This window comes from Burkholderia sp. LAS2 (genome assembly GCF_018417615.1).
Taxonomy (GTDB): Bacteria; Pseudomonadota; Gammaproteobacteria; order Burkholderiales; family Burkholderiaceae; genus Burkholderia; species Burkholderia sola.
The window spans coordinates 2,395,694-2,415,130 of the sequence record NZ_CP071052.1 but is presented as its reverse complement, the minus strand read 5'-3'; the positions used below and the strand labels follow the sequence as shown (position 1 = coordinate 2,415,130).

Sequence of the window (19,437 nt, the reverse complement as noted above, 5' to 3'; positions counted from 1 at the left end):
CGGGCGCGATGGGGCCGCCCATGCGGCGGACCATGCCGAGCAGGCGGCGCGTGTCGCCGAAGCAATAAAAAACCCGCCTTTCGGCGGGTTTTTTGTGCGTCGACGCTTCGCGTGCTCAGCGCTTCAGCTTCGCGAATGCAGCGGCCATCGCGCCGGCCGGTTCCGGCTCGCGCGAACGCTGCGGGCGGGCGGCGCCGCGGCCCGCGTTGCCGCGATCCTGGCCGCCGCGCGACGTCATGCCGGGCGCTGCCGCGTCGTCGTCGAGGCGCATCGTCAGCGCAATGCGCTGGCGCTTCACGTCGACGTCGATCACCTTCACCTTGACGACCTGGCCGGCCTTCACGACTTCGTGCGGGTCCTTGACGAACTTCGTCGACATCGCGGACACGTGGACGAGGCCGTCCTGGTGCACGCCGATATCCACGAACGCGCCGAACGCGGCGACGTTCGTCACGACGCCTTCGAGCGTCATGCCCGGCACGAGATCCGATACCTTCTCGACGCCTTCGCGGAACGTGGCCGTCTTGAATTCCGGGCGCGGATCGCGGCCCGGCTTCTCCAGTTCGGCCAGGATGTCGCGCACGGTCGGCAGGCCGAAACGTTCGTCAACAAATTCCGTCGGGGACAGGCCCGACAGCGCTTCGCGGTTGCCGAGCACGTCGTCGATGCGCTTGTTGATCTTCGCGAGCATCCGTTCGACGACCGGATACGCTTCCGGGTGCACCGACGAGCGGTCGAGCGGATTCTCGCCGCCGTTGATGCGCAGGAAGCCGGCGGCCTGCTCGAAGGTCTTGTCGCCGAGGCGCGGCACCTTGCGCAGATGCTCGCGCGACGGGAACGGGCCGTTCGCATCGCGGTAGTCGACGATGTTGCGCGCGAGCGTCGCGTTCAGGCCCGACACGCGGGCGAGCAGCGGGGCCGACGCGGTGTTCGCGTCGACGCCGACCGCGTTCACGCAATCCTCGACGACCGCGTCGAGCGAGCGGGCGAGTTCGCGCTGGTTCACGTCGTGCTGGTACTGGCCGACGCCGATCGCCTTCGGTTCGATCTTCACGAGCTCGGCGAGCGGGTCCTGCAGGCGGCGGGCGATCGACACCGCGCCGCGCAGCGACACGTCGAGGTCCGGGAATTCCTTCGCGGCGAGCTCGGACGCCGAGTAGACCGACGCGCCGGCTTCGGACACGACGATCTTCTGCAGCCGCAGCTCCGGGTGTTTCGCGATCAGTTCGCTCGCGAGCTTGTCGGTTTCGCGCGATGCGGTGCCGTTGCCGATGCTGATCAGTTCGGCCTGCGTCTGCGCGGCGATGCGCGCGAGTTTCGCGATCGAGCCGTCCCAGTCGCGGCGCGGCTCGTGCGGGTAGATCGTATCGGTCGCGAGCACCTTCCCGGTGCGGTCGACGACCGCGACCTTCACGCCCGTGCGCAGGCCCGGGTCGAGGCCGATCACGGCCTTCGGGCCGGCCGGCGCGGCCAGCAGCAGGTCGTTCAGGTTGCGTGCGAACACGCGGATCGCTTCGGTTTCGGCCGTTTCGCGCAGCTGCGTGAGCAATTCGTTTTCGATATGCGGCTGCACCTTCACGCGCCAGCACCAGCGGCAGACGTCGGACAGCCATTTGTCGGCCGGACGGTTCTGGTTCGCGATGCCGAAATGGCGCGCGATCATCGCCTCGCCCGGATGCGGCACCTGCGCGTCGAGTTCCTCGCCGAGGCCGAGCTTGATCGTCAGCACGCCCGCGTTGCGGCCGCGGAACAGCGCGAGCGCGCGGTGCGACGGCACGGTCTTGATCGTTTCCGCGTAGTCGTAATAGTCGCGGAATTTCTCGCCTTCCTCGTTTTCCTTGCCCTCGACGACGGCCGACGACACGACGCCCTGGCTGTGCAGGTAGTCGCGCAGCTTGCCGAGCAGCTCCGCCGTCTCGCCGAACTGCTCGGACAGGATGTCGCGCGCGCCGTCGAGCGCCGCTTTCACGTCGGCGACGCCCTTGTCGGCGTCGACATACGCGGCCGCCTCGGCCTGCGGGTCGAGCAGCGGGTTCGCGAGCAGCGCGTGCGCGAGCGGCTCGAGGCCGGCTTCGCGGGCGATCTGTGCACGCGTGCGGCGCTTCGGCTTGTACGGCAGATAAAGGTCCTCGAGCACCTGTTTGCTGTCGGCCGCGTCGATCGCGGCACGCAGTTCGTCGGTCAGCTTGCCCTGTTCGTCGATGCTCGACAGGATCGCGGCGCGGCGATCCTCGAGTTCGCGCAGGTACAGGAGGCGTTCCTCGAGGTTGCGCAGCTGCGTGTCGTCCAGGTTGCCGGTCACTTCCTTGCGGTACCGGGCAATGAACGGAACGGTCGAGCCTTCGTCGAGGAGTTGCACGGCCGCCGCGACCTGGCGCGGCTGGACGGACAGTTCGGTGGCGATGCGCTGTACGATCTTGAATGCTACGGTTTCCGTCATGTCGTGGATGGTCTGTCTGCCTGCTGAAATCGCGGCGCGGGCCGGCAGGCCCGAAGCGGCGGGCTGCCCGGCGGGCCCGGCGGGCCAGAGGCCGCGGGTGAATGAAGCGGGGCATTTTGCCATAAATGGCGGAGCGTCCAGCCGGGGGTGATAGAATTTGACACATGTCCCGCAGCTTTCCTACGACGTTGCCAACTTCCCGTATTTCTCTCGTCGCGCTCGGCGCAGCGCTCGCCGCGGCTTTGTCTGCCGGGCCTTCCGGCGCATTCGCGCAGGCCTCGGACGCCGCCGCGTCCGCGTCCGCGTCCGTTGCCGCCTCCGCCGCCCCGGATTTCGACGCCCGTCAAAAAGTGCTCAATCAACGCTCCGCGGAAAACGATTATCGTTATGCGGTGGCGGAGCACGATTGCTACAACAAATTCTTCGTCAATCACTGTCTGGGCAAGGCGCGTGACCAGATGCGCGAGGAGCGCGCGAGCATCCGCCAGGAGCAGCTCGCGCTCAACGACGAGCAGCGCGCGGTGCGGGCGCAGCAGCGCGACCAGCAGCAGGCGCTGAAGCAGGCCCAGAACGCGGCGGAAGCGCCGCAGCGGGCGGCGAACGACGCGGCCAACGCGGCTGCATTCCGCGACAAGCAGGAGCAGAATGCACTGAAGCAGGCGCAGCGCGGCGCGGAAGGGCCGCAACGCGCGGCGAGCAAGCAGGCGTACGACCAGAAGCAGGCGGATTTCCAGCGCAAGCTCGACCAGGCGCACCAGCAGGCCGCGCAGAAGGCGCAGGAGCGGGCGGACAACGCCACGCGTTACGAGCAGAAGCAGAAGGAAGCCGCGCAGCACAAGGCCGATGTCGAGCGGCGTCAGCAGGAAGCGGCCCAGAAGGCCAAGCAGCAGCAACAGCAGGGGCAGTAACGTGTTGAATTGATCGGGATCAGTCTCGGGCGCGTCGGCACGCCAGTCGTCGCGCTGCTTCGATGAGGAGGCAAGTATGCAAAACCGTCACACGGAACAGCAGCAGGAATTGCACAACCGTTTGGCTGCATTGCAGGAGCAGCACCAGCAGCTCGCTCGGGAGATCGAGCTGAAGGAAGGACACTCCGACATCGACGACATCACGCTGCACCGGCTGAAGAAGGAAAAGCTGGCGGCCAAGGACAAAATCATTTTGCTGCAATCGCAGCTCGAACCGGATAAGCGCGCCTGAGCGCGGCCTGGCAAGCGCCGGCGCCGCCCGGGCGCTGGACACAGGAACGCTTGCCTTGAATTCACCGCTTGAAGCCACCCCCGATGCCCGGCGTGACACGACGTCCGCCGGGCGCGCTCGTGCGCCCGAAGGCACCTTCGAGCTGAGCCGCAAACGCGTCGACGAACTCGACACGATCTTTGGCGTTGGCGGGTTGCTGGCGCGCGCGCTCGACGGCTATCGGCCGCGTACGTCGCAGATCGAGATGGCGCGCGCGGTCGCGTCCGCGATGGAAGCGTCGGCGCGCCGGATGCCCGAGCCCGAGATCTTCGAAACCCGCAAGCGGCCGGCGCGCCGCCTGGGCGACGCCGACAAGCCGGGCGGGCCGGCCGCGGAGGATGCCGCGGCAACCGAATCCGACAGCGACGCCGGCGACAACACGCTGATCGTCGAGGCCGGCACGGGTACCGGCAAGACCTATGCGTATCTGGTGCCCGCGATGCTGTGGGGCGGCAAGGTGATTGTGTCGACCGGCACGAAGCACCTGCAGGACCAGCTGTTCCAGCGCGATATCCCCACCGTGCGCAACGCGCTCGCGGTGCCGGTGACGGTCGCGATGCTCAAGGGCCGCGCCAACTACCTGTGCCACTACTACCTGCAGCGCACGGCCGACAACGGCCGGCTGCCGTCGCGGCAGGACACCGCTTATCTGCAGGAAATCGTCCGCTTCGCGAAAATCACGAAGAGCGGCGACAAGGCCGAGCTCGCGAGCGTGCCGGAAAACGCGCCCGTGTGGTCGATGGTCACGTCGACGCGCGACAACTGCCTTGGCCAGGAATGCCCGCACTACAAGGAATGCTTCGTGATGCAGGCGCGGCGCGAGGCCCAGCAGGCCGACGTCGTCGTCGTCAACCATCACCTGTTCTTCGCGGACATCATGCTGCGCGACACGGGGATGGCCGAACTGCTGCCGAACGCGAACACGATCATCTTCGACGAAGCGCACCAGTTGCCGGAGACGGCGACGCTGTTCTTCGGCGAGACGCTGTCGACGACGCAGATCCTCGAGCTCGCGCGCGACACGGTGGCCGAAGGCCTGAGCCATGCGCGCGACGCGGTCGAATGGGTGAAGCTCGGCGGCGATCTCGAGCGCGCGGCGCGCGACTTGCGCCTCGCGTTCGCGAACGACCAGATCGTTCGCATGTCGCTCGCGCAGCTCGGCGACGATCACCCGATGTTCGGCGCGCTCGACGCGCTCGACGCTGCGCTCGATGCGCTCGCATCGGCGCTCGCGGGCCAGGCCGAGCGCGCGGAATCGCTCGGTGCGTGCCTGCGGCGCGCGCGCGAGCTGCAGGACCTGCTGGCCGGCTGGGTCGCGCCCGGCGCGACGGAAGCAGCCGCGCAGGCCGATGCGGCGGCAGCCGGCGACAAGGCGGCAGCCGAGGGCGATCCGAACGAGAAGGTGCGCTGGGTCGAGGTGTTCGCGCATACCGTGCAGCTGCACGAAACGCCGCTGTCGGTCGCGCCGATTTTCGCGAAGCAGCGGGCGGGCGTGCCGCGCGCATGGGTGTTTACGTCGGCCACGTTGTCGGTGCGCGGCGATTTCACGCACTACGCGGCGCAGATGGGCCTCAGTTCGCGTCGTTCGATGACGCTCGCCAGCCCGTTCGATTACCAGTCGCAGGGGCTGCTGTATGTGCCGCGCAACCTGCCGCAGCCGTCGTCGCCGGCGTTTACCGATGCCGTCTTCGATGCCGCGCTGCCGGCGATCGAGGCATCCGGCGGCGGCGTGTTCATGCTGTGCACGACGCTGCGCGCGGTCGACCGGATCGCGTCGAAGCTGCGCGACGTGATCGAATCGCGCGGCTGGAACACGCCGCTGCTCGTGCAGGGCGACGCCAGCCGCACCGAGCTGCTCGACCGCTTTCGCGCGTACGGCAATGCGATCCTGGTCGGCAGTCAGAGTTTCTGGGAAGGCGTCGACGTGCGCGGCGATGCGTTGTCGCTGGTCGTGATCGACAAGCTGCCGTTCGCGCCGCCGGACGATCCGGTGCTGGCCGCGCGGCTCGATGCATTGACGAAGAAGGGGCTGAGCCCGTTCGCCGTGCACCAGTTGCCGCAGGCCGTGATCACGCTGAAGCAGGGCGCGGGCCGGCTGATTCGTGCGGAGACGGATCGCGGCGTGCTGATGATCTGCGACACGCGGCTCGTCGACAAGCCTTACGGGCGCCGGATCTGGCAAAGCCTGCCGCCGTTCAAGCGCACGCGCGAGATCGCGGTCGTGCAGGATTTCTTCGACGAGCGCCGCTCCGACAAGGGTGCGTGACCGCACGCGCGGCGCATGCCGCGTGAACGCCCCGACGCCGCCCGAATGCGGCGCCAATAAAAAACCCGGCTCGATGGCCGGGTTTTTTGCGTGCGCAACGGGTGTTACATCGCGCCGTGCGTCAGAACTGCCACCACGACTTCTTCGTACCGGGGCGCGAATGGCCGGTCACGTACGGGCTGTCGGGGAACGTGCCGGCGAGCACACGCTTGGTGTCCTCGGCGAGTTCCGGCTGGTTCAGCTTGCCGTACGACAGGATCATGATGTGCAGCGCATCCTCGATCGCCGGCGCGCCCTTGTAGTCCTTGATCGCGAGCTGCGCGCGGTTGATGGCCGCGACATACGCGCCACGCCGGTAGTAGTAGTCGGCCGCGTGCACTTCGTGCGATGCGAGCGCGTTGACGATGTAGCGCATCCGTGCAGCCGCATCGGGCGCGTACTTGCTCTTCGGGAAGCGGTCGACGACGACCTTGAACGCATCGTACGATTCGCGCAGCGCCTGCGGATCGCGCTCGCTCATGTCCTGGCCGGAGAAGCGCCCGAACAGGCCGAGATCGTCGTTGAAGTGGATCATCCCCTTCAGGTAGTACGCGTACGGGATGTCCGGATGATCGGGGTGGAGCTGGATGAAGCGATCGACGGCCTGGTCGGCGGCTGCCGCTTCGTTGTCCTTCCAGTTGCAGTAGGCAACGTTGATCTGCGCCTGTTGCGCGAAATGGCCGAACGGATCGCGGCCTTGCAGCGATTCGAAATATTTCGCGCACTTGCCCCAGTCGCCGCCGGACAGTGCGTCCTGGGCCTCTGAGTATAATTTGTTGTTCGACCAGGTAGCCGTCTCGTCCTGCTTCTGCGGCAAGCCGTGGCAGCCGGCGATGAGGGCCGCGGCCGCTACCGCCGCAGCCCGGGCGGCGACGGTTCTGGCCGTGCGTTTGGTCGAATTCATCATGCTCGCATGTCCTAGCTTCAAGTCTCGGTGACCCAGTCTAAATGACCCGTTCAAGTTCGCAGAATGCCCAGCCGGGCACACCAAATCGCGAAGATTATAGCCCAAGCGATCGGCCCGCCGACGCTGCGTCGGGGGATTCCCTCGATGACGATCTGGCCGGCGACGCATTGCAGCCGCCCGTGGTGCCGTCCGCGGCGCGCGACGACGCGCCGCGTATCGTCGAAGTGCCGCTGTCGCTCGCGGGCGAACGCCTCGACAAGGCGCTTGCCCAACTGTTCCCCGAATTCTCGCGCAGCCGCCTGCAGAGCTGGATCGAGGCGCAGCGCGTGCTCGTCGACGGCGCGCCGGCGAAGATCCGCCAGCCGGTGCCGCTGGGCGCGAAGATCCAGCTCGTGCCCGATCTGCTGCCCGAGCAGCTCGCGTTCACGCCGGAGCCGGTGCCGCTCGACGTGATCTACGAGGACGACGCGCTCGTCGTCATCAACAAGCCGGCCGGCCTCGTCGTCCATCCGGCCGCCGGCAACTGGAGCGGCACGATCCTCAACGGTCTGCTGCATCGTTACGGCGACGCGGCGGCCGGCCTGCCGCGCGCGGGGATCGTCCACCGGCTCGACAAGGAAACCTCCGGCCTGATGGTGGTCGCCCGCACGCTGGCCGCGCAGACGGATCTCGTGCGCCAACTGCAGGCCCGCACGGTGAAGCGCCGTTATTTCGCGCTGGTGTGGGGCACGATGCCCGAGGAGGGCACGATCGACGCGCCGATCGGCCGCGACCCGCGCGAGCGCACGCGCATGGCTGTCGTCACCGGCGCGTCGGGCAAGCCCGCGCGTACGCATTTCCGAACGGTTGACACATGCCTGTGGCAACGTCAGCCGGTATCGGCGATTCAGTGCGATCTCGAGACCGGCCGCACGCACCAGATCCGCGTGCACTGCGCGCACGCCGGGCACCCGCTGCTCGGCGATCCCGTCTACGGGCGCGCGCGCGGCAAGCGCTCGGTCGCGCCGCTGCCGGACGGGTTCGCGCGACAGGCGCTGCATGCGTGGCGGCTCGGCCTCGTGCATCCGGTCACGGGCAAGGCGATGCAGTGGCGCTGCCCGCTGCCGGACGACATGAACGCACTGGTCGCGGCGCTCGGCTTCGGGCAGGGCGACGAGGAATTCGACGACGACGACGGTGTCTACGACGATGACGATTTCGGCGGCGAGTATCACGACGACGAGCCGTACCTGGACGATGAGGAGGAGTGAGTGCCGATGACGAACCTGGCGCCGTTGACGTGGCAGGACTGCGTGCGGCCCGACTGGCAGGTGTCGCCGCGCGTGCGCGCGCTGATCACGACGCGCGACGGCGGTGTGAGCGAAGGCCCGTACGGGCGTTGGCGGGACGGTGCCGCGCTGCCGGGCGGAATGAATCTCGGCCTGCATACCGGTGACGATCCCGACCATGTCGCCGTCAATCGCGCGCGCGTGCTCGCCCTCGCGGGCCAGTCGGGCGCCGCGTGGCTCGAGCAGGTTCACGGCGCGCAGATCGTGCAGGCGGACGAGGTGATCGCCGCGGCGCCCGCTGCAACGGCGCCGGTGCGGGCCGACGCGAGCGTCACGAACCGACCAGGCGCCGTCTGCGTGGTGATGGTGGCCGATTGCCTGCCCGTGCTGCTGTGCGACGCGCAGGGCCGCGCGGTCGGCGCCGCGCATGCAGGCTGGCGCGGGCTTGCGGCGGGCATCGTTGAGCAGACGGCCGCGCGCGTCGCGGCGCTCGCGGGCGGCGCGATCGACGCGCTGCATGCGTATCTCGGTCCGGCGATCGGCCCGCAGGCGTTCGAGGTCGGCGCCGACGTGCGCGACGCGTTTCTCGACACGGCTCCGCAGTCGGAGCATGATGAAACCCGTCATGCGTTCGTCGCGATCGACGGCGCGCCCGGCAAGTTTCTGGCCGACCTCTACGCGCTTGCGCGCCTGCGCCTCGCGCGTGCGGGCGTGGCGCACGTGAGCGGCGGGACGGCGTGCACGGTCGCCGAACGCGCGCGCTTCTATTCGTACCGGCGCGACCGCGTGACGGGCCGCATGGCCGCGGCAATCTGGCTGGCCGATTGACGGCATGCGCATGCGCGCGTGGTTTTGTTGCGCCGCGAAATCGGGTTATCTCGATATTGAGGCGGCAATGCGGCGTTGCATGCGCGACTGAATGAAAAATCCCGAGGTCAAGCCGGAAAAAATGTTTTATGTTTCGCCGGAACCCTTGTCCCGTCTGTTGCGCGTGGATTATCTCCGTGCAGAAATGTTCAGTGGTTTGATCTCGCGCTTCACATGGGGAAAACGATAATGATAAAAATACCGCACTGCGGCAGAATCTGGAGACGCCTCTCCAGAGCATGACGGCCCGGCTCGCAGCCGGCACGCCGCGCGCGAGCAGGATTTCACGATTGACGCTCACGAATCACCGGTAAGGCAGGTAATGACAGCATCGAAAAATTCGTCGACGTCCGCGCATGCGGGCACTTCCGCGGGCAGCGCCGGTGTCGATCCGGCCGCCCAGCCGATGCAGCAGATGTTCGAGTCGTGGTTGAACGCGTGGCGCGGTTTTGCCGATCCGGCGCGTGCCGCGACGGTATCGGCCTCGGTCAATCCATTCGCGACATTCCAGTTTCCGACGTCGTTTCCGTTCCAGATGCCGTCGATGCCCGACTTCGGCGCGATGGCGTCGCCGTTCGCGGGGCTGAAGCTGCCGGTGGCCGCGATTCCGCCCGAACGGCTCCAGGCATTGCAGGCCGATTACGCGCGCGACTGCATGACGCTGATGCAGCAGGCGGCCGCCGCGAAGCTCGAGTCGCCGGAATTGAAAGACCGCCGCTTCAGCGGCGACGCGTGGAAGGCGTCGCCCGCGCATGCGTTCGCGGCCGCCTGGTATCTGCTCAACGCGCGCTATCTGCAAGAACTGGCCGACGCGCTGCAGACCGATCCGAAGACGCGCGAGCGCATCCGTTTCACGGTCCAGCAATGGACGGCCGCCGCCGCGCCGAGCAACTTCCTCGCACTCAATCCCGACGCACAGAAATCGATCCTCGAAACGCACGGCGAAAGCCTGCGGCAGGGGATGATGAATCTGCTCGGCGACTTGCAGCGCGGCAAGATTTCGCAGACCGACGAATCGCAGTTCGTGGTCGGCAAGAACCTCGGGTGTACCGAAGGCGCGGTCGTGTACGAGAACGACCTGATCCAGCTGATCCAGTACACGCCGAAGACGGACAAGGTGTTCGAGCGGCCGCTGCTGATCGTCCCGCCGTGCATCAACAAGTTCTACATCCTCGACCTGCAACCCGAGAATTCGCTCGTCGCGCACGCGCTGTCGAGCGGCCATCAGGTGTTCCTCGTGTCGTGGCGCAATGCGGACGCATCGGTCGCGCACAAGACGTGGGACGACTACATGAACGAAGGGCTGCTCGCGGCGATCGACGCGGTGCAGCAGGTCAGCGGCCGCGAACAGATCAACACGCTCGGCTTCTGCGTCGGCGGCACGATGCTCGCGACCGCGCTCGCGGTGCTCGCCGCACGCGGCGAACATCCGGCCGCATCGATGACGCTGCTCACCGCGATGCTCGACTTCACCGATACGGGCATCCTCGACGTGTTCGTCGACGAGGCGCACGTGCAGATGCGCGAGCAGACCATCGGCGGCAAGAACGGGGCGCAACCGGGGCTGATGCGCGGCGTCGAGTTCGCGAACACGTTCTCGTTCCTGCGGCCGAACGATCTCGTGTGGAACTACGTCGTCGACAACTACCTGAAGGGCCGCACGCCCGCGCCGTTCGACCTGCTGTACTGGAACAGCGACTCGACGAGCCTGCCGGGCCCGATGTACGCGTGGTACCTGCGCCATACCTATCTCGAAAACAAGCTGCGCGAACCGGGCGCGCTGACCGTATGCGGCGAATCGGTCGACCTGTCACTGATCGACGTGCCGACCTTCATCTACGGTTCGCGCGAGGATCACATCGTGCCGTGGCAGACGGCCTACGCGTCGACGTCGATCCTGTCGGGGCCGCTGAAGTTCGTGCTCGGCGCGTCGGGACACATCGCGGGCGTGATCAATCCGCCGGCGAAGAAGAAGCGCAGCTACTGGGTCAACGATGGCGACCTGCCCGAATCCGCGGACGACTGGTTCGCCGCGGCGACCGAGCAGCCGGGAAGCTGGTGGACGACGTGGGTCGAGTGGCTCGACGCGTACGGCGGCCGCAAGGTCGCGCCGCCGGCCCAGCCGGGTTCCGCGCAATTCCCGGTGATCGAGCCGGCGCCCGGGCGCTACGTATTGCAGCGCGATTGACGAAAACCGGACAGCGGCGCACGCTGTCCGGCGCACCGCAGTTTTTTTAACAGGGCCGGTAACGATGCGCCGTGTCGTGCGGGCCTGGAGGAAAGGGAAATGACGGATGTAGTGATCGTATCGGCCGCGCGGACCGCGGTCGGCAAATTCGGCGGCTCGCTCGCGAAGATTGCGGCGCCGGAACTGGGCGCGACGGTGATCCGCGCGGTGCTGGAGCGTGCGGGCGTGAAGCCCGACCAGGTCAGCGAAGTGATCATGGGCCAGGTGCTGACGGCCGGCTCCGGGCAGAACCCGGCGCGGCAGTCGGTGATCAAGGCGGGGCTGCCGAGCGCGGTGCCGGGCATGACGATCAACAAGGTGTGCGGCTCGGGCCTGAAGGCCGTGATGCTGGCGGCGAATGCGATCGTCGCGGGCGACGCGGAGATCGTGATCGCGGGCGGCCAGGAGAACATGAGCGCGGCGCCGCACGTGCTGCCGGGCTCGCGCGACGGGTTCCGGATGGGCGACGCGAAGCTGGTCGACACGATGATCGTCGACGGGCTGTGGGACGTGTACAACCAGTACCACATGGGCATCACGGCGGAGAACGTCGCGAAGGAATACGGGATCACGCGCGAAGAGCAGGACGCGTTCGCGGCGCTGTCGCAGAACAAGGCGGAAGCTGCGCAGAAGGCCGGGCGCTTCGACGACGAGATCGTGCCGGTGTCGATCCCGCAACGCAAGGGCGAGCCGCTGCAGTTCGCGACCGACGAGTTCGTGCGTCACGGCGTGACGGCGGAGTCGCTGGCCGGGCTGAAGCCGGCGTTCGCGAAGGACGGCTCGGTGACGGCGGCGAACGCGTCGGGGCTGAACGACGGCGCGGCGGCGGTGCTGGTGATGTCGGCGCAGAAGGCGGCGGCGCTGGGCCTGACGCCGCTGGCGCGGATCAAGGCGTATGCGAACGCGGGCGTGGATCCGAGCGTGATGGGCATGGGGCCGGTGCCGGCGTCGCGCCGGGCGCTGGAGCGCGCGGGCTGGACGCCGGGCGACCTGGACCTGATGGAGATCAACGAAGCGTTCGCGGCGCAGGCGCTGGCGGTGCACAAGCAGATGGGCTGGGACACGTCGAAGGTGAACGTGAACGGCGGGGCGATCGCGATCGGCCACCCGATCGGCGCGTCGGGCTGCCGGATCCTGGTGACGCTGCTGCACGAGATGGTCAAGCGCGACGCGAAGCGCGGGCTGGCGTCGCTGTGCATCGGCGGCGGCATGGGCGTCGCGCTCGCGGTCGAGCGTCCGTAACCGGCCCTCCGTCACCGGCCGTTCGCCACTGGCGAACCGAATTCGTGCGCCGGCCGATTGCGGCTTCGGCCGGCGTCACGTGAAGTCAGAGGGGGCTCCGGCAGCTCTCGAAACCAAAAAATGGAGTGAGATTTATGTCTCAGCGAATTGCGTACGTAACGGGCGGGATGGGCGGCATCGGCACCAGCATCTGCCAGCGCCTGTCGAAAGACGGCTTCAAGGTGGTCGCAGGTTGCGGCCCGAACTCGCCGCGCCGGGTGAAATGGCTCGAGGACCAGAAGGCGCTCGGGTACGACTTCATCGCGTCGGAAGGCAACGTCGGCGACTGGGACTCGACCAAGGAAGCGTTCGACAAGGTCAAGGCCGAAGTCGGCGAGATCGACGTGCTGGTCAACAACGCGGGCATCACGCGCGACGTCGTGTTCCGCAAGATGACGCATGAAGACTGGACGGCCGTGATCGACACCAACCTGACGAGCCTGTTCAACGTGACGAAGCAGGTGATCGACGGGATGGTCGAACGTGGCTGGGGCCGCATCATCAACATTTCGTCGGTGAACGGCCAGAAGGGGCAATTCGGCCAGACCAACTACTCGACCGCGAAGGCCGGCATTCACGGCTTCACGATGTCGCTCGCGCAGGAAGTCGCGACGAAGGGCGTGACGGTCAACACCGTGTCGCCGGGCTACATCGGCACCGACATGGTGAAGGCGATCCGTCCGGACGTGCTGGAGAAGATCGTCGCGACGATTCCGGTGCGGCGTCTCGGCGGGCCGGAGGAAATCGGCTCGATCGTCGCGTGGCTCGCGTCGAACGATTCCGGCTTCGCGACGGGCGCCGACTTCTCGCTGAACGGCGGCCTGCACATGGGCTGAGCGTCCGGGCTGCGCGAGCCGGACGGCCGCGCAGCCGGGCGTTTTCCGAAGGCCCCCGCCTCCCGGATTCGGGCGGCGGGGATTCGTCACTTGCGCTACGCTGCACTCAAAGGCGTTACATGACTACTACAAAGAAGACGGCCGAACGGCTCATCAAGAAATACCCGAACCGCCGGCTCTACGATACCGAGACAAGCACGTACATTACGCTGACCGACGTGAAGCAGCTCGTGCTGGAGCAGGAGGATTTCAAGGTCGTCGATGCGAAATCCAATGAAGACCTGACGCGCAGCATCCTCTTGCAGATCATCCTCGAAGAGGAAAGCGGTGGCGTACCGATGTTCTCGTCGTCGATGCTGTCGCAGATCATCCGTTTCTACGGTCATGCGATGCAGGGCATGATGGGCACGTACCTGGAAAAGAACATCCAGGCATTCATCGACATCCAGAACAAGCTCGCGGATCAATCGAAGAACCTCTACGAAGGTAACGCGATGAATCCGGAAGTCTGGTCGCAGTTCATGAACATGCAGGCGCCGATGATGCAAGGGATGATGACGAGCTACATCGAGCAGTCGAAGAACATGTTCGTGCAGATGCAGGAGCAGATGCAGAACCAGGCGAAGTCGATGTTCAGCACGTTCCCGTTCAAGCAGCCGGGCGCGCCGGAGCCCGAAAAGAAGTAAGCGGCGAGCCGGCGTGGACGCGCAAAGTGTCGCGCCGGCATCGTGCGGGACGGCCGTTTGGGACGACCCATTCGGGACGGCAACGGGCCGCGTCGCGGGACGATCGTTCGCACGGCGGCATCGCACGCGCGTGCATGGGCGTCGTCGTGCCGTAGCGCCTCAGTGCAAATAAAACGCACAAGGCCGACCGGCAAAGCCCGGTCGGCCGAATATCAGATAAAGCGCTGATTGTAGAAGATGCCGATGGCCGGATTTTCGGCCGGCTTATCGAACCGCGAAGCGGCTTGCCGCCGATCCGTTCGCGCAGTTATTTCCGTAAATAAAGAGATTTCTGTTTTCGGAAAATGCCGAGTAGATGATCGGAAAAACTTCCTTGGCGCTGAACGAGTAAATGCCATCGTTGATGGATACGAGGAGGTTGCCGCTCGTATCGGTTTCGATCTTGTCGATCTTGCCTGCCTTGCAAAGCGATTCCGCGGACGCGTACGAGGATGCTGCAAGCGTCATGGCGCAAACGAGGGTGGCCGCGAGTTTTCTCATGGTCTTTCCTTGGTGAATGAGTGGATTGCTGGGGTTGTGATGCGGGTCATGCACGGTTCAGTATTGGCTGGCCGAATAGGTGCCGATGTCTGATCGATGTGAAATGTATCGGAGATTAATCGGGCGTTGAATGGGGGTGGCGGATTTGGAAATGATTTTTTTGGATTGTTGAGTGCTTTGAATTATTCTGGTGAATTGTGTTGTGCTGGAAGGTGGGGCTGGGAATAAAGGGTGGTTGAGGATAAATAGATCCATCGATTGTTTTTGGCTGATGATTTTTTGTTGTGGCGTCGCTTGCGGTTATTTTTATTTATTTCTCTATTTTTATTTGCTTGGCCGGTTTTTTTTGAAAATGAGATGCGGTACACGTGCGGCATCGTGCGCGTGTCTGCAGCCAGAGCGAGGATGGGCGGGCGGTGCGGTTTGTCAGTACCGCGGTGAGGGCGGTTGATGGTGGGAAGATTCGCCCGGTGCCGTTCTGCGAGGCGCTGGCGCAGGCATGCGATAACGGCGGTGTGCAGGCTGCGTGCGTGAGGGGGCGGCCGATAGCGATAGTGACGCGCCCGCGCCGACAACCGGCTGGCCGCCACTCGATGCGGCGTTGCGGCTCATCGGCGATGGCGACGATGCGGTCTGATTCAAACGGTGCCTGACGGCACCGACGTATTCGAAGTGCGCATCGGATCGAGTACGGGCCCGCTTTGGCGGGCGTGTTGCGATTTCGTCACGGGATGGGATGCGTCACGACTCGGGATCGAATCCGTTTTCGCCATCCGGCGGCGGCAGATCGAGAACGAGCTTGACTGCGCTGTAGTTGGCCTTGAGCGAAAACACGCGGCCGATCACGAGAAACGTCTGCCGGGAATTTTCGAGCTCGACGAAATCGCCGGGCTGCGGCACGTGGGCACCCTGGTCGTAGGAGAAGCTGGTGCTGGTCTGCTCACCGATGGCTTCTGCGGCGTGTTCGGTGAATTCGATCGTGATGTGGGTGGTCATGCGAATCCCGTTCAGTGGATGGAAGAGAGCGATGGCTTCGATTTTCGCATAGCGGCGCCGCGAATCCGTGCCGATTTTTGTGCGATACGCTTGACCGCCGCTTCACATCTCCGGATGTGCGTGTGCTCTTTCGCGACAAGCTCGGCGTTACCCAACAGCAGAACGACCCCCGGCAGTGTCAGGCCGATCTTCTTCTGATGCTCAATCTTCTCGTCGCATCAGGATGTCCGTTGAATGCGTCGTCGGCGACGGGCGGGCTGTCGAAAAGCGCTCTCCGTCCTTGCGAGCCATGTGGCGCGAGCACAGAAGGTGTCATTCACGGGTGCCCACTTTATCGAAGCGGACACCCGTCGCACGGCCTCTCAGGTTTTTATTTACAGCGCCAACGTGGTAATCGTCGGGTCCCATTCGTAGTAGCTGTGAAGGCTTTGCGTCTCCCCGTCTGCGTCGAGCTTGTATAGTGCGAACCGAATCCAGAAATTCTCTGTTCCGTTTGCAAGGACACGGGTATCAAAGAGTGAGAAGGTTCTCTTGATATGAATCGCGGGCAGGCCGTCAGCAGATTCCGTGTTGGGTTCTGCCGCCCTTTCCAGCGGATAGCCGCGGTGCGTAAGTCCGACATTGGGGCGCAAATCCAGGACGTTGTCGCCGCTCTGATGCACGATGTCATAGACGATCACGGCATAGCGTGAGTTGGCGTGAATCGTCGTTCCAGTGAAGTTAACGGAGTCAAATTTCTTTGCATAGAATTCGATATTCCATGCGCCTTGATTTTTGGAAGGGCGATAAGGGTCGTCGCACAGCAAGTATTGATGATTGTGCCCGATCTGGACCGGGGCGGTTTTGACCATGGACGTTCTGCCACGCGCCTCTTCAATCACTTTTTCTGCATTGATCACCGCGAGCAAGGTGATTTCCTGAATGCCGGCGTCAATGTTGGGCTGCTTGTACATTTCGTTTCCTCGAGTGAATTGCTACCGCAGGTCAAAGGGCTGCGCGATTTGTCTGCAAGGCCGGGTTGTAGTAGCCGGCAACCTGACTGTCGTGGACCGTTGGCCGAAAAACCATGATTGACTCAATTTGATTCGCGACCTTTGAGTTCACGGCGTGACAGACGGCATCTCGCGCACGAAAAACATAACTTCCCCCGCGCGACACATCCATTACACTCGATTACGTGTCCAAGTCATTTGAATTCCATGTGATTTGCTAAAAGCGGCAAAGCTCGATGTTGGGCTTGCGCTGACCAGCACGGCGAGATCCGGAGCGGTTTCCAGAGAGGGTATTGGGGTCTCATCCATGGACTCGCGTTCCGCCGTCGCTGCATCCGGCATAGAGTTGTCCCGCGCACGATTTGCGTGGGCGGCGAACGTGCCCGTTCCCGCAACCGCCCGTCATTCATTTTGGCTCGCTGGACCCTAAATCGCTGTAAACTCACGCTTTTGCTGCCACGCCCCCCATTCCAGATGTCCCAATCCCCCAAAGTAGGGTTCGTATCCCTCGGGTGCCCGAAGGCGCTCGTCGATTCCGAACAAATCATCACGCAACTGCGCGCCGAAGGTTATGAAATCTCCGGCAGCTACGACGGCGCCGACCTCGTCGTCGTGAACACCTGCGGCTTCATCGACGAAGCCGTGCAGGAAAGCCTCGACGCGATCGGCGAAGCGCTGACCGAGAACGGCAAGGTGATCGTCACCGGCTGCCTCGGCGCGAAGTCGAGCGCGAGCGGCTCGAACCTGATCGAGGAAGTCCACCCGAAGGTGCTCGCCGTCACCGGCCCCCACGCGGTGGGCGAGGTGATGCAGGCCGTGCATTCGCACCTGCCGAAGCCGCACGACCCGTTCGTCGATCTCGTGCCCGCGGCCGGCATCAAGCTCACGCCGCGTCACTACGCGTACCTGAAGATCTCCGAAGGCTGCAACCACCGTTGCACGTTCTGCATCATCCCGTCGATGCGCGGCGACCTCGTGTCGCGGCCGGTCGCCGAAGTGATGCTGGAAGCCGAGAACCTGTTCAAGTCGGGCGTGAAGGAACTGCTCGTGATCTCGCAGGACACGAGCGCATACGGCGTCGACGTGAAGTACCGCACCGGCTTCTGGAACGGCAAGCCGATCAAGACGCGGATGACCGACCTGGTCGCCGCGCTCGGCGAACTCGCCGCGCAGTACGGCGCGTGGGTGCGCCTGCACTACGTGTATCCGTATCCGAGCGTCGACGAGGTGATCCCGCTGATGGCCGAAGGCCCGTTCAAGGGCCACGTGCTGCCGTATCTCGACGTGCCGTTCCAGCACGCGCATCCGGACGTGCTGAAGCGCATGAAGCGGCCGGCGAACGCTGAGAAGGTGCTCGAGCGCGTGCAGAAGTGGCGCGAGATCTGCCCGGACCTGACGATCCGCAGCACCTTCATCGCCGGCTTCCCCGGCGAGACGGAAGCACAGTTCGAAACGCTGCTCGACTTCATCCGCGAAGCGGAACTCGATCGCGTCGGCTGTTTCGCGTATTCGCCGGTCGAAGGCGCGACCGCGAACGACCTGGATGGCGCGCTGCCGGACGAGGTTCGCGAGGAACGTCGCGCGCGTTTCATGGAAGTGGCGGAGGAAGTGTCGGCGAAGCGCATGCAGCGCAAGGTCGGCAAGACGCTCAAGGTGTTGATCGACGAAGTCAGCGCGGAAGGCGGCATCGGCCGTACGGCAGCCGATGCGCCGGAGATCGACGGCGTCGTCTACGTCGAGCCGGCGGCGAAGGCATCGAAGCGCTACAAGGTCGGCGATTTCGTGTCCGTGAAGATCACGGGCGCCGACGGCCACGATCTGTGGGGCGAGGTGTAAGCGATGGCCGCCGCATTCCCGGAGATCCTCGCGCTCGGCGAGGCGATGATCGAATTCAACCAGTCGCAGCCGGGGCGTCCTGAATTCCTGCAGGGCTTCGGCGGCGACACGTCGAACTTCTGCATCGCGGCGGCGCGCCAGCGCGCATCGACGGGCTTCGTGTCGGCGATCGGCGACGACCCGTTCGGCCGCCTGCTGGCCGACCTGTGGGCGTCGGAGCAGGTCGACACGACGTACGTGCGGATCGACCGCTCGGCACCGACCGGCGTGTATTTCGTCACGCACGGCGCCGACGGCCATCAGTTCGACTATCTGCGCGCGGGGTCGGCGGCGAGCCGCTACGCGACGGCCGACCTGCCGCTCGACGCGCTCGCGGCCGCGAAGGCCGTGCACCTGTCGGGCATCAGTCTCGCGATCAGCACGGCCGCGTGCGACGCGGCGTTCGCGGCGATCGACCATGCGCGTCGCAGCGGCGCGAAGGTCAGCTTCGACACGAACCTGCGCCTGAAGCTGTGGCCGCTGCCGCGTGCCCGTGCGGTGATGCGCGAGGCGCTGCGGCAGACGGACATCTGCCTGCCGAGCTGGGACGACGTCACGGCGCTCACGGGCGCGAACGATCGCGACGCGATCGTCGACGCGATGCTCGAACACGGGCCGCAGGTCGTCGCGTTGAAACTCGGCAAGGAAGGCGCGTATGTCGCGACGCCGCACGAACGGCGCGTCGTGCCGGGCTTCGCGGTCGAGGCCGTCGACGCGACCGGCGCGGGCGACTGTTTCGGCGGCGCGTTCGTCGCGCGGATCGTCGCGGGCGACGATCCGTTCGCGGCCGCGCGTTATGCGAACGCGGCGGCGGCGCTGTCGACGACCGGTTACGGCGCGGTCGCGCCGATTCCGCATCGCGACGCGGTGGAACGCCTGATGCAGGGCTGACGCGACACGCGCCTGCCCGCGCATTCGCGGCGCAGGCTTGCGTGGTCATGCAGGAACCGGGTCGCGGCCCGGCACGGTCCGCGATGG

16 protein-coding genes are annotated in these 19,437 nt (G+C 65.5%); 11 read left to right on the top strand and 5 right to left on the bottom strand.

Features of this window, described 5'->3' with window-relative positions; genetic code table 11:
- Nucleotides 1-115: 115 nt before the first annotated feature.
- Entirely contained in the window at nucleotides 116-2,440 is a 2,325-nt protein-coding gene (locus tag JYG37_RS11135) for a Tex family protein (protein ID WP_050013184.1), read from the bottom strand.
- A 164-nt stretch (nucleotides 2,441-2,604) separates the two neighbouring features.
- Here JYG37_RS11135 and JYG37_RS11130 point away from each other — a divergent pair, with 164 nt between their 5' ends.
- The 3 genes from JYG37_RS11130 to yoaA all read left to right on the top strand — a co-directional run bounded on the left by JYG37_RS11130 (nucleotide 2,605) and on the right by yoaA (nucleotide 5,945).
- Nucleotides 2,605-3,348 carry a hypothetical protein gene (locus JYG37_RS11130; RefSeq protein WP_089488488.1) on the top strand — a complete coding sequence of 248 codons (744 nt, stop codon included), beginning with the start codon at nucleotides 2,605-2,607 and terminating at the stop codon, nucleotides 3,346-3,348.
- A gap of 76 nt (nucleotides 3,349-3,424) precedes the next feature.
- Nucleotides 3,425-3,640, top strand: a complete 216-nt coding sequence (locus JYG37_RS11125) for an HP1242/YdcH family protein (protein WP_006478692.1) — start codon at nucleotides 3,425-3,427, stop codon at nucleotides 3,638-3,640.
- Nucleotides 3,641-3,695: 55 nt separating this feature from the next.
- A complete protein-coding gene (gene yoaA, locus JYG37_RS11120; RefSeq protein ID WP_089488487.1) occupies nucleotides 3,696-5,945 on the top strand; it encodes a DNA repair helicase YoaA in 2,250 nt (749 codons plus the stop codon).
- Nucleotides 5,946-6,066: 121 nt separating this feature from the next.
- Here yoaA and JYG37_RS11115 read toward each other — a convergent pair whose 3' ends face one another.
- Complete coding sequence (locus JYG37_RS11115) at nucleotides 6,067-6,891, bottom strand: outer membrane protein assembly factor BamD (protein WP_046545840.1); 825 nt, start codon at nucleotides 6,889-6,891, stop codon at nucleotides 6,067-6,069.
- Between the two features lie 41 nt (nucleotides 6,892-6,932).
- Between JYG37_RS11115 and JYG37_RS11110 the strand changes: the two genes are divergently transcribed.
- The 6 genes from JYG37_RS11110 (at nucleotide 6,933) to phaR (ending at nucleotide 14,056) form a co-directional block, all read left to right on the top strand.
- A complete protein-coding gene (locus JYG37_RS11110; RefSeq protein WP_213345407.1) occupies nucleotides 6,933-8,141 on the top strand; it encodes an RluA family pseudouridine synthase in 1,209 nt (402 codons plus the stop codon).
- 6 nt (nucleotides 8,142-8,147) lie between these two features.
- Nucleotides 8,148-8,987, top strand: coding sequence for a peptidoglycan editing factor PgeF (pgeF, locus tag JYG37_RS11105; RefSeq protein ID WP_124557727.1), 840 nt, complete (start codon nucleotides 8,148-8,150; stop codon nucleotides 8,985-8,987).
- Nucleotides 8,988-9,348: 361 nt separating this feature from the next.
- Nucleotides 9,349-11,214, top strand: a complete 1,866-nt coding sequence (gene phaC, locus JYG37_RS11100; RefSeq protein ID WP_050013180.1) for a class I poly(R)-hydroxyalkanoic acid synthase — start codon at nucleotides 9,349-9,351, stop codon at nucleotides 11,212-11,214.
- A 99-nt stretch (nucleotides 11,215-11,313) separates the two neighbouring features.
- Nucleotides 11,314-12,495, top strand: a complete 1,182-nt coding sequence (locus JYG37_RS11095) for an acetyl-CoA C-acetyltransferase (RefSeq protein WP_050014927.1) — start codon at nucleotides 11,314-11,316, stop codon at nucleotides 12,493-12,495.
- A gap of 134 nt (nucleotides 12,496-12,629) precedes the next feature.
- Entirely contained in the window at nucleotides 12,630-13,370 is a 741-nt protein-coding gene (locus tag JYG37_RS11090) for a 3-ketoacyl-ACP reductase (protein ID WP_006491801.1), read from the top strand.
- A 119-nt stretch (nucleotides 13,371-13,489) separates the two neighbouring features.
- Nucleotides 13,490-14,056 (top strand): polyhydroxyalkanoate synthesis repressor PhaR, encoded by a 567-nt coding sequence (phaR, locus tag JYG37_RS11085; protein WP_011549704.1) that lies wholly within the window; start codon nucleotides 13,490-13,492, stop codon nucleotides 14,054-14,056.
- Nucleotides 14,057-14,320: 264 nt separating this feature from the next.
- Here phaR and JYG37_RS11080 read toward each other — a convergent pair whose 3' ends face one another.
- The 3 genes from JYG37_RS11080 to JYG37_RS11070 all read right to left on the bottom strand — a co-directional run bounded on the left by JYG37_RS11080 (nucleotide 14,321) and on the right by JYG37_RS11070 (nucleotide 16,545).
- Nucleotides 14,321-14,596, bottom strand: a complete 276-nt coding sequence (locus JYG37_RS11080; protein WP_050014909.1) for a hypothetical protein — start codon at nucleotides 14,594-14,596, stop codon at nucleotides 14,321-14,323.
- Nucleotides 14,597-15,337: 741 nt separating this feature from the next.
- Nucleotides 15,338-15,592: a hypothetical protein gene (locus JYG37_RS11075; RefSeq protein WP_124593055.1), complete on the bottom strand. Its 255-nt coding sequence runs from the start codon at nucleotides 15,590-15,592 to the stop codon at nucleotides 15,338-15,340.
- A 374-nt stretch (nucleotides 15,593-15,966) separates the two neighbouring features.
- Nucleotides 15,967-16,545 carry an inclusion body family protein gene (locus JYG37_RS11070; protein WP_124593056.1) on the bottom strand — a complete coding sequence of 193 codons (579 nt, stop codon included), beginning with the start codon at nucleotides 16,543-16,545 and terminating at the stop codon, nucleotides 15,967-15,969.
- A 513-nt stretch (nucleotides 16,546-17,058) separates the two neighbouring features.
- Between JYG37_RS11070 and rimO the strand changes: the two genes are divergently transcribed.
- Nucleotides 17,059-18,420, top strand: a complete 1,362-nt coding sequence (rimO, locus tag JYG37_RS11065) for a 30S ribosomal protein S12 methylthiotransferase RimO (protein WP_050015555.1) — start codon at nucleotides 17,059-17,061, stop codon at nucleotides 18,418-18,420.
- A gap of 3 nt (nucleotides 18,421-18,423) precedes the next feature.
- Nucleotides 18,424-19,350, top strand: a complete 927-nt coding sequence (locus JYG37_RS11060; protein ID WP_124593057.1) for a sugar kinase — start codon at nucleotides 18,424-18,426, stop codon at nucleotides 19,348-19,350.
- Nucleotides 19,351-19,437: the final 87 nt, after the last annotated feature.

Excerpts from the sequence above, each read along its gene's own strand:
- JYG37_RS11135 (WP_050013184.1), bottom strand. The coding sequence starts at position 2,440 with ATGACGGAAACCGTAGCATTCAAGATCGTACAGCGCATCGCCACCGAA.
- JYG37_RS11130 (WP_089488488.1), top strand. The coding sequence starts at position 2,605 with ATGTCCCGCAGCTTTCCTACGACGTTGCCAACTTCCCGTATTTCTCTC.
- JYG37_RS11125 (WP_006478692.1), top strand. The coding sequence starts at position 3,425 with ATGCAAAACCGTCACACGGAACAGCAGCAGGAATTGCACAACCGTTTG.
- JYG37_RS11115 (WP_046545840.1), bottom strand. The coding sequence starts at position 6,891 with ATGATGAATTCGACCAAACGCACGGCCAGAACCGTCGCCGCCCGGGCT.
- JYG37_RS11110 (WP_213345407.1), top strand. The coding sequence starts at position 6,933 with ATGACCCGTTCAAGTTCGCAGAATGCCCAGCCGGGCACACCAAATCGC.
- pgeF (WP_124557727.1), top strand. The coding sequence starts at position 8,148 with ATGACGAACCTGGCGCCGTTGACGTGGCAGGACTGCGTGCGGCCCGAC.
- phaC (WP_050013180.1), top strand. The coding sequence starts at position 9,349 with ATGACAGCATCGAAAAATTCGTCGACGTCCGCGCATGCGGGCACTTCC.
- JYG37_RS11095 (WP_050014927.1), top strand. The coding sequence starts at position 11,314 with ATGACGGATGTAGTGATCGTATCGGCCGCGCGGACCGCGGTCGGCAAA.
- JYG37_RS11090 (WP_006491801.1), top strand. The coding sequence starts at position 12,630 with ATGTCTCAGCGAATTGCGTACGTAACGGGCGGGATGGGCGGCATCGGC.
- phaR (WP_011549704.1), top strand. The coding sequence starts at position 13,490 with ATGACTACTACAAAGAAGACGGCCGAACGGCTCATCAAGAAATACCCG.
- JYG37_RS11080 (WP_050014909.1), bottom strand. The coding sequence starts at position 14,596 with ATGAGAAAACTCGCGGCCACCCTCGTTTGCGCCATGACGCTTGCAGCA.
- JYG37_RS11075 (WP_124593055.1), bottom strand. The coding sequence starts at position 15,592 with ATGACCACCCACATCACGATCGAATTCACCGAACACGCCGCAGAAGCC.
- JYG37_RS11070 (WP_124593056.1), bottom strand. The coding sequence starts at position 16,545 with ATGTACAAGCAGCCCAACATTGACGCCGGCATTCAGGAAATCACCTTG.
- rimO (WP_050015555.1), top strand. The coding sequence starts at position 17,059 with ATGTCCCAATCCCCCAAAGTAGGGTTCGTATCCCTCGGGTGCCCGAAG.
- JYG37_RS11060 (WP_124593057.1), top strand. The coding sequence starts at position 18,424 with ATGGCCGCCGCATTCCCGGAGATCCTCGCGCTCGGCGAGGCGATGATC.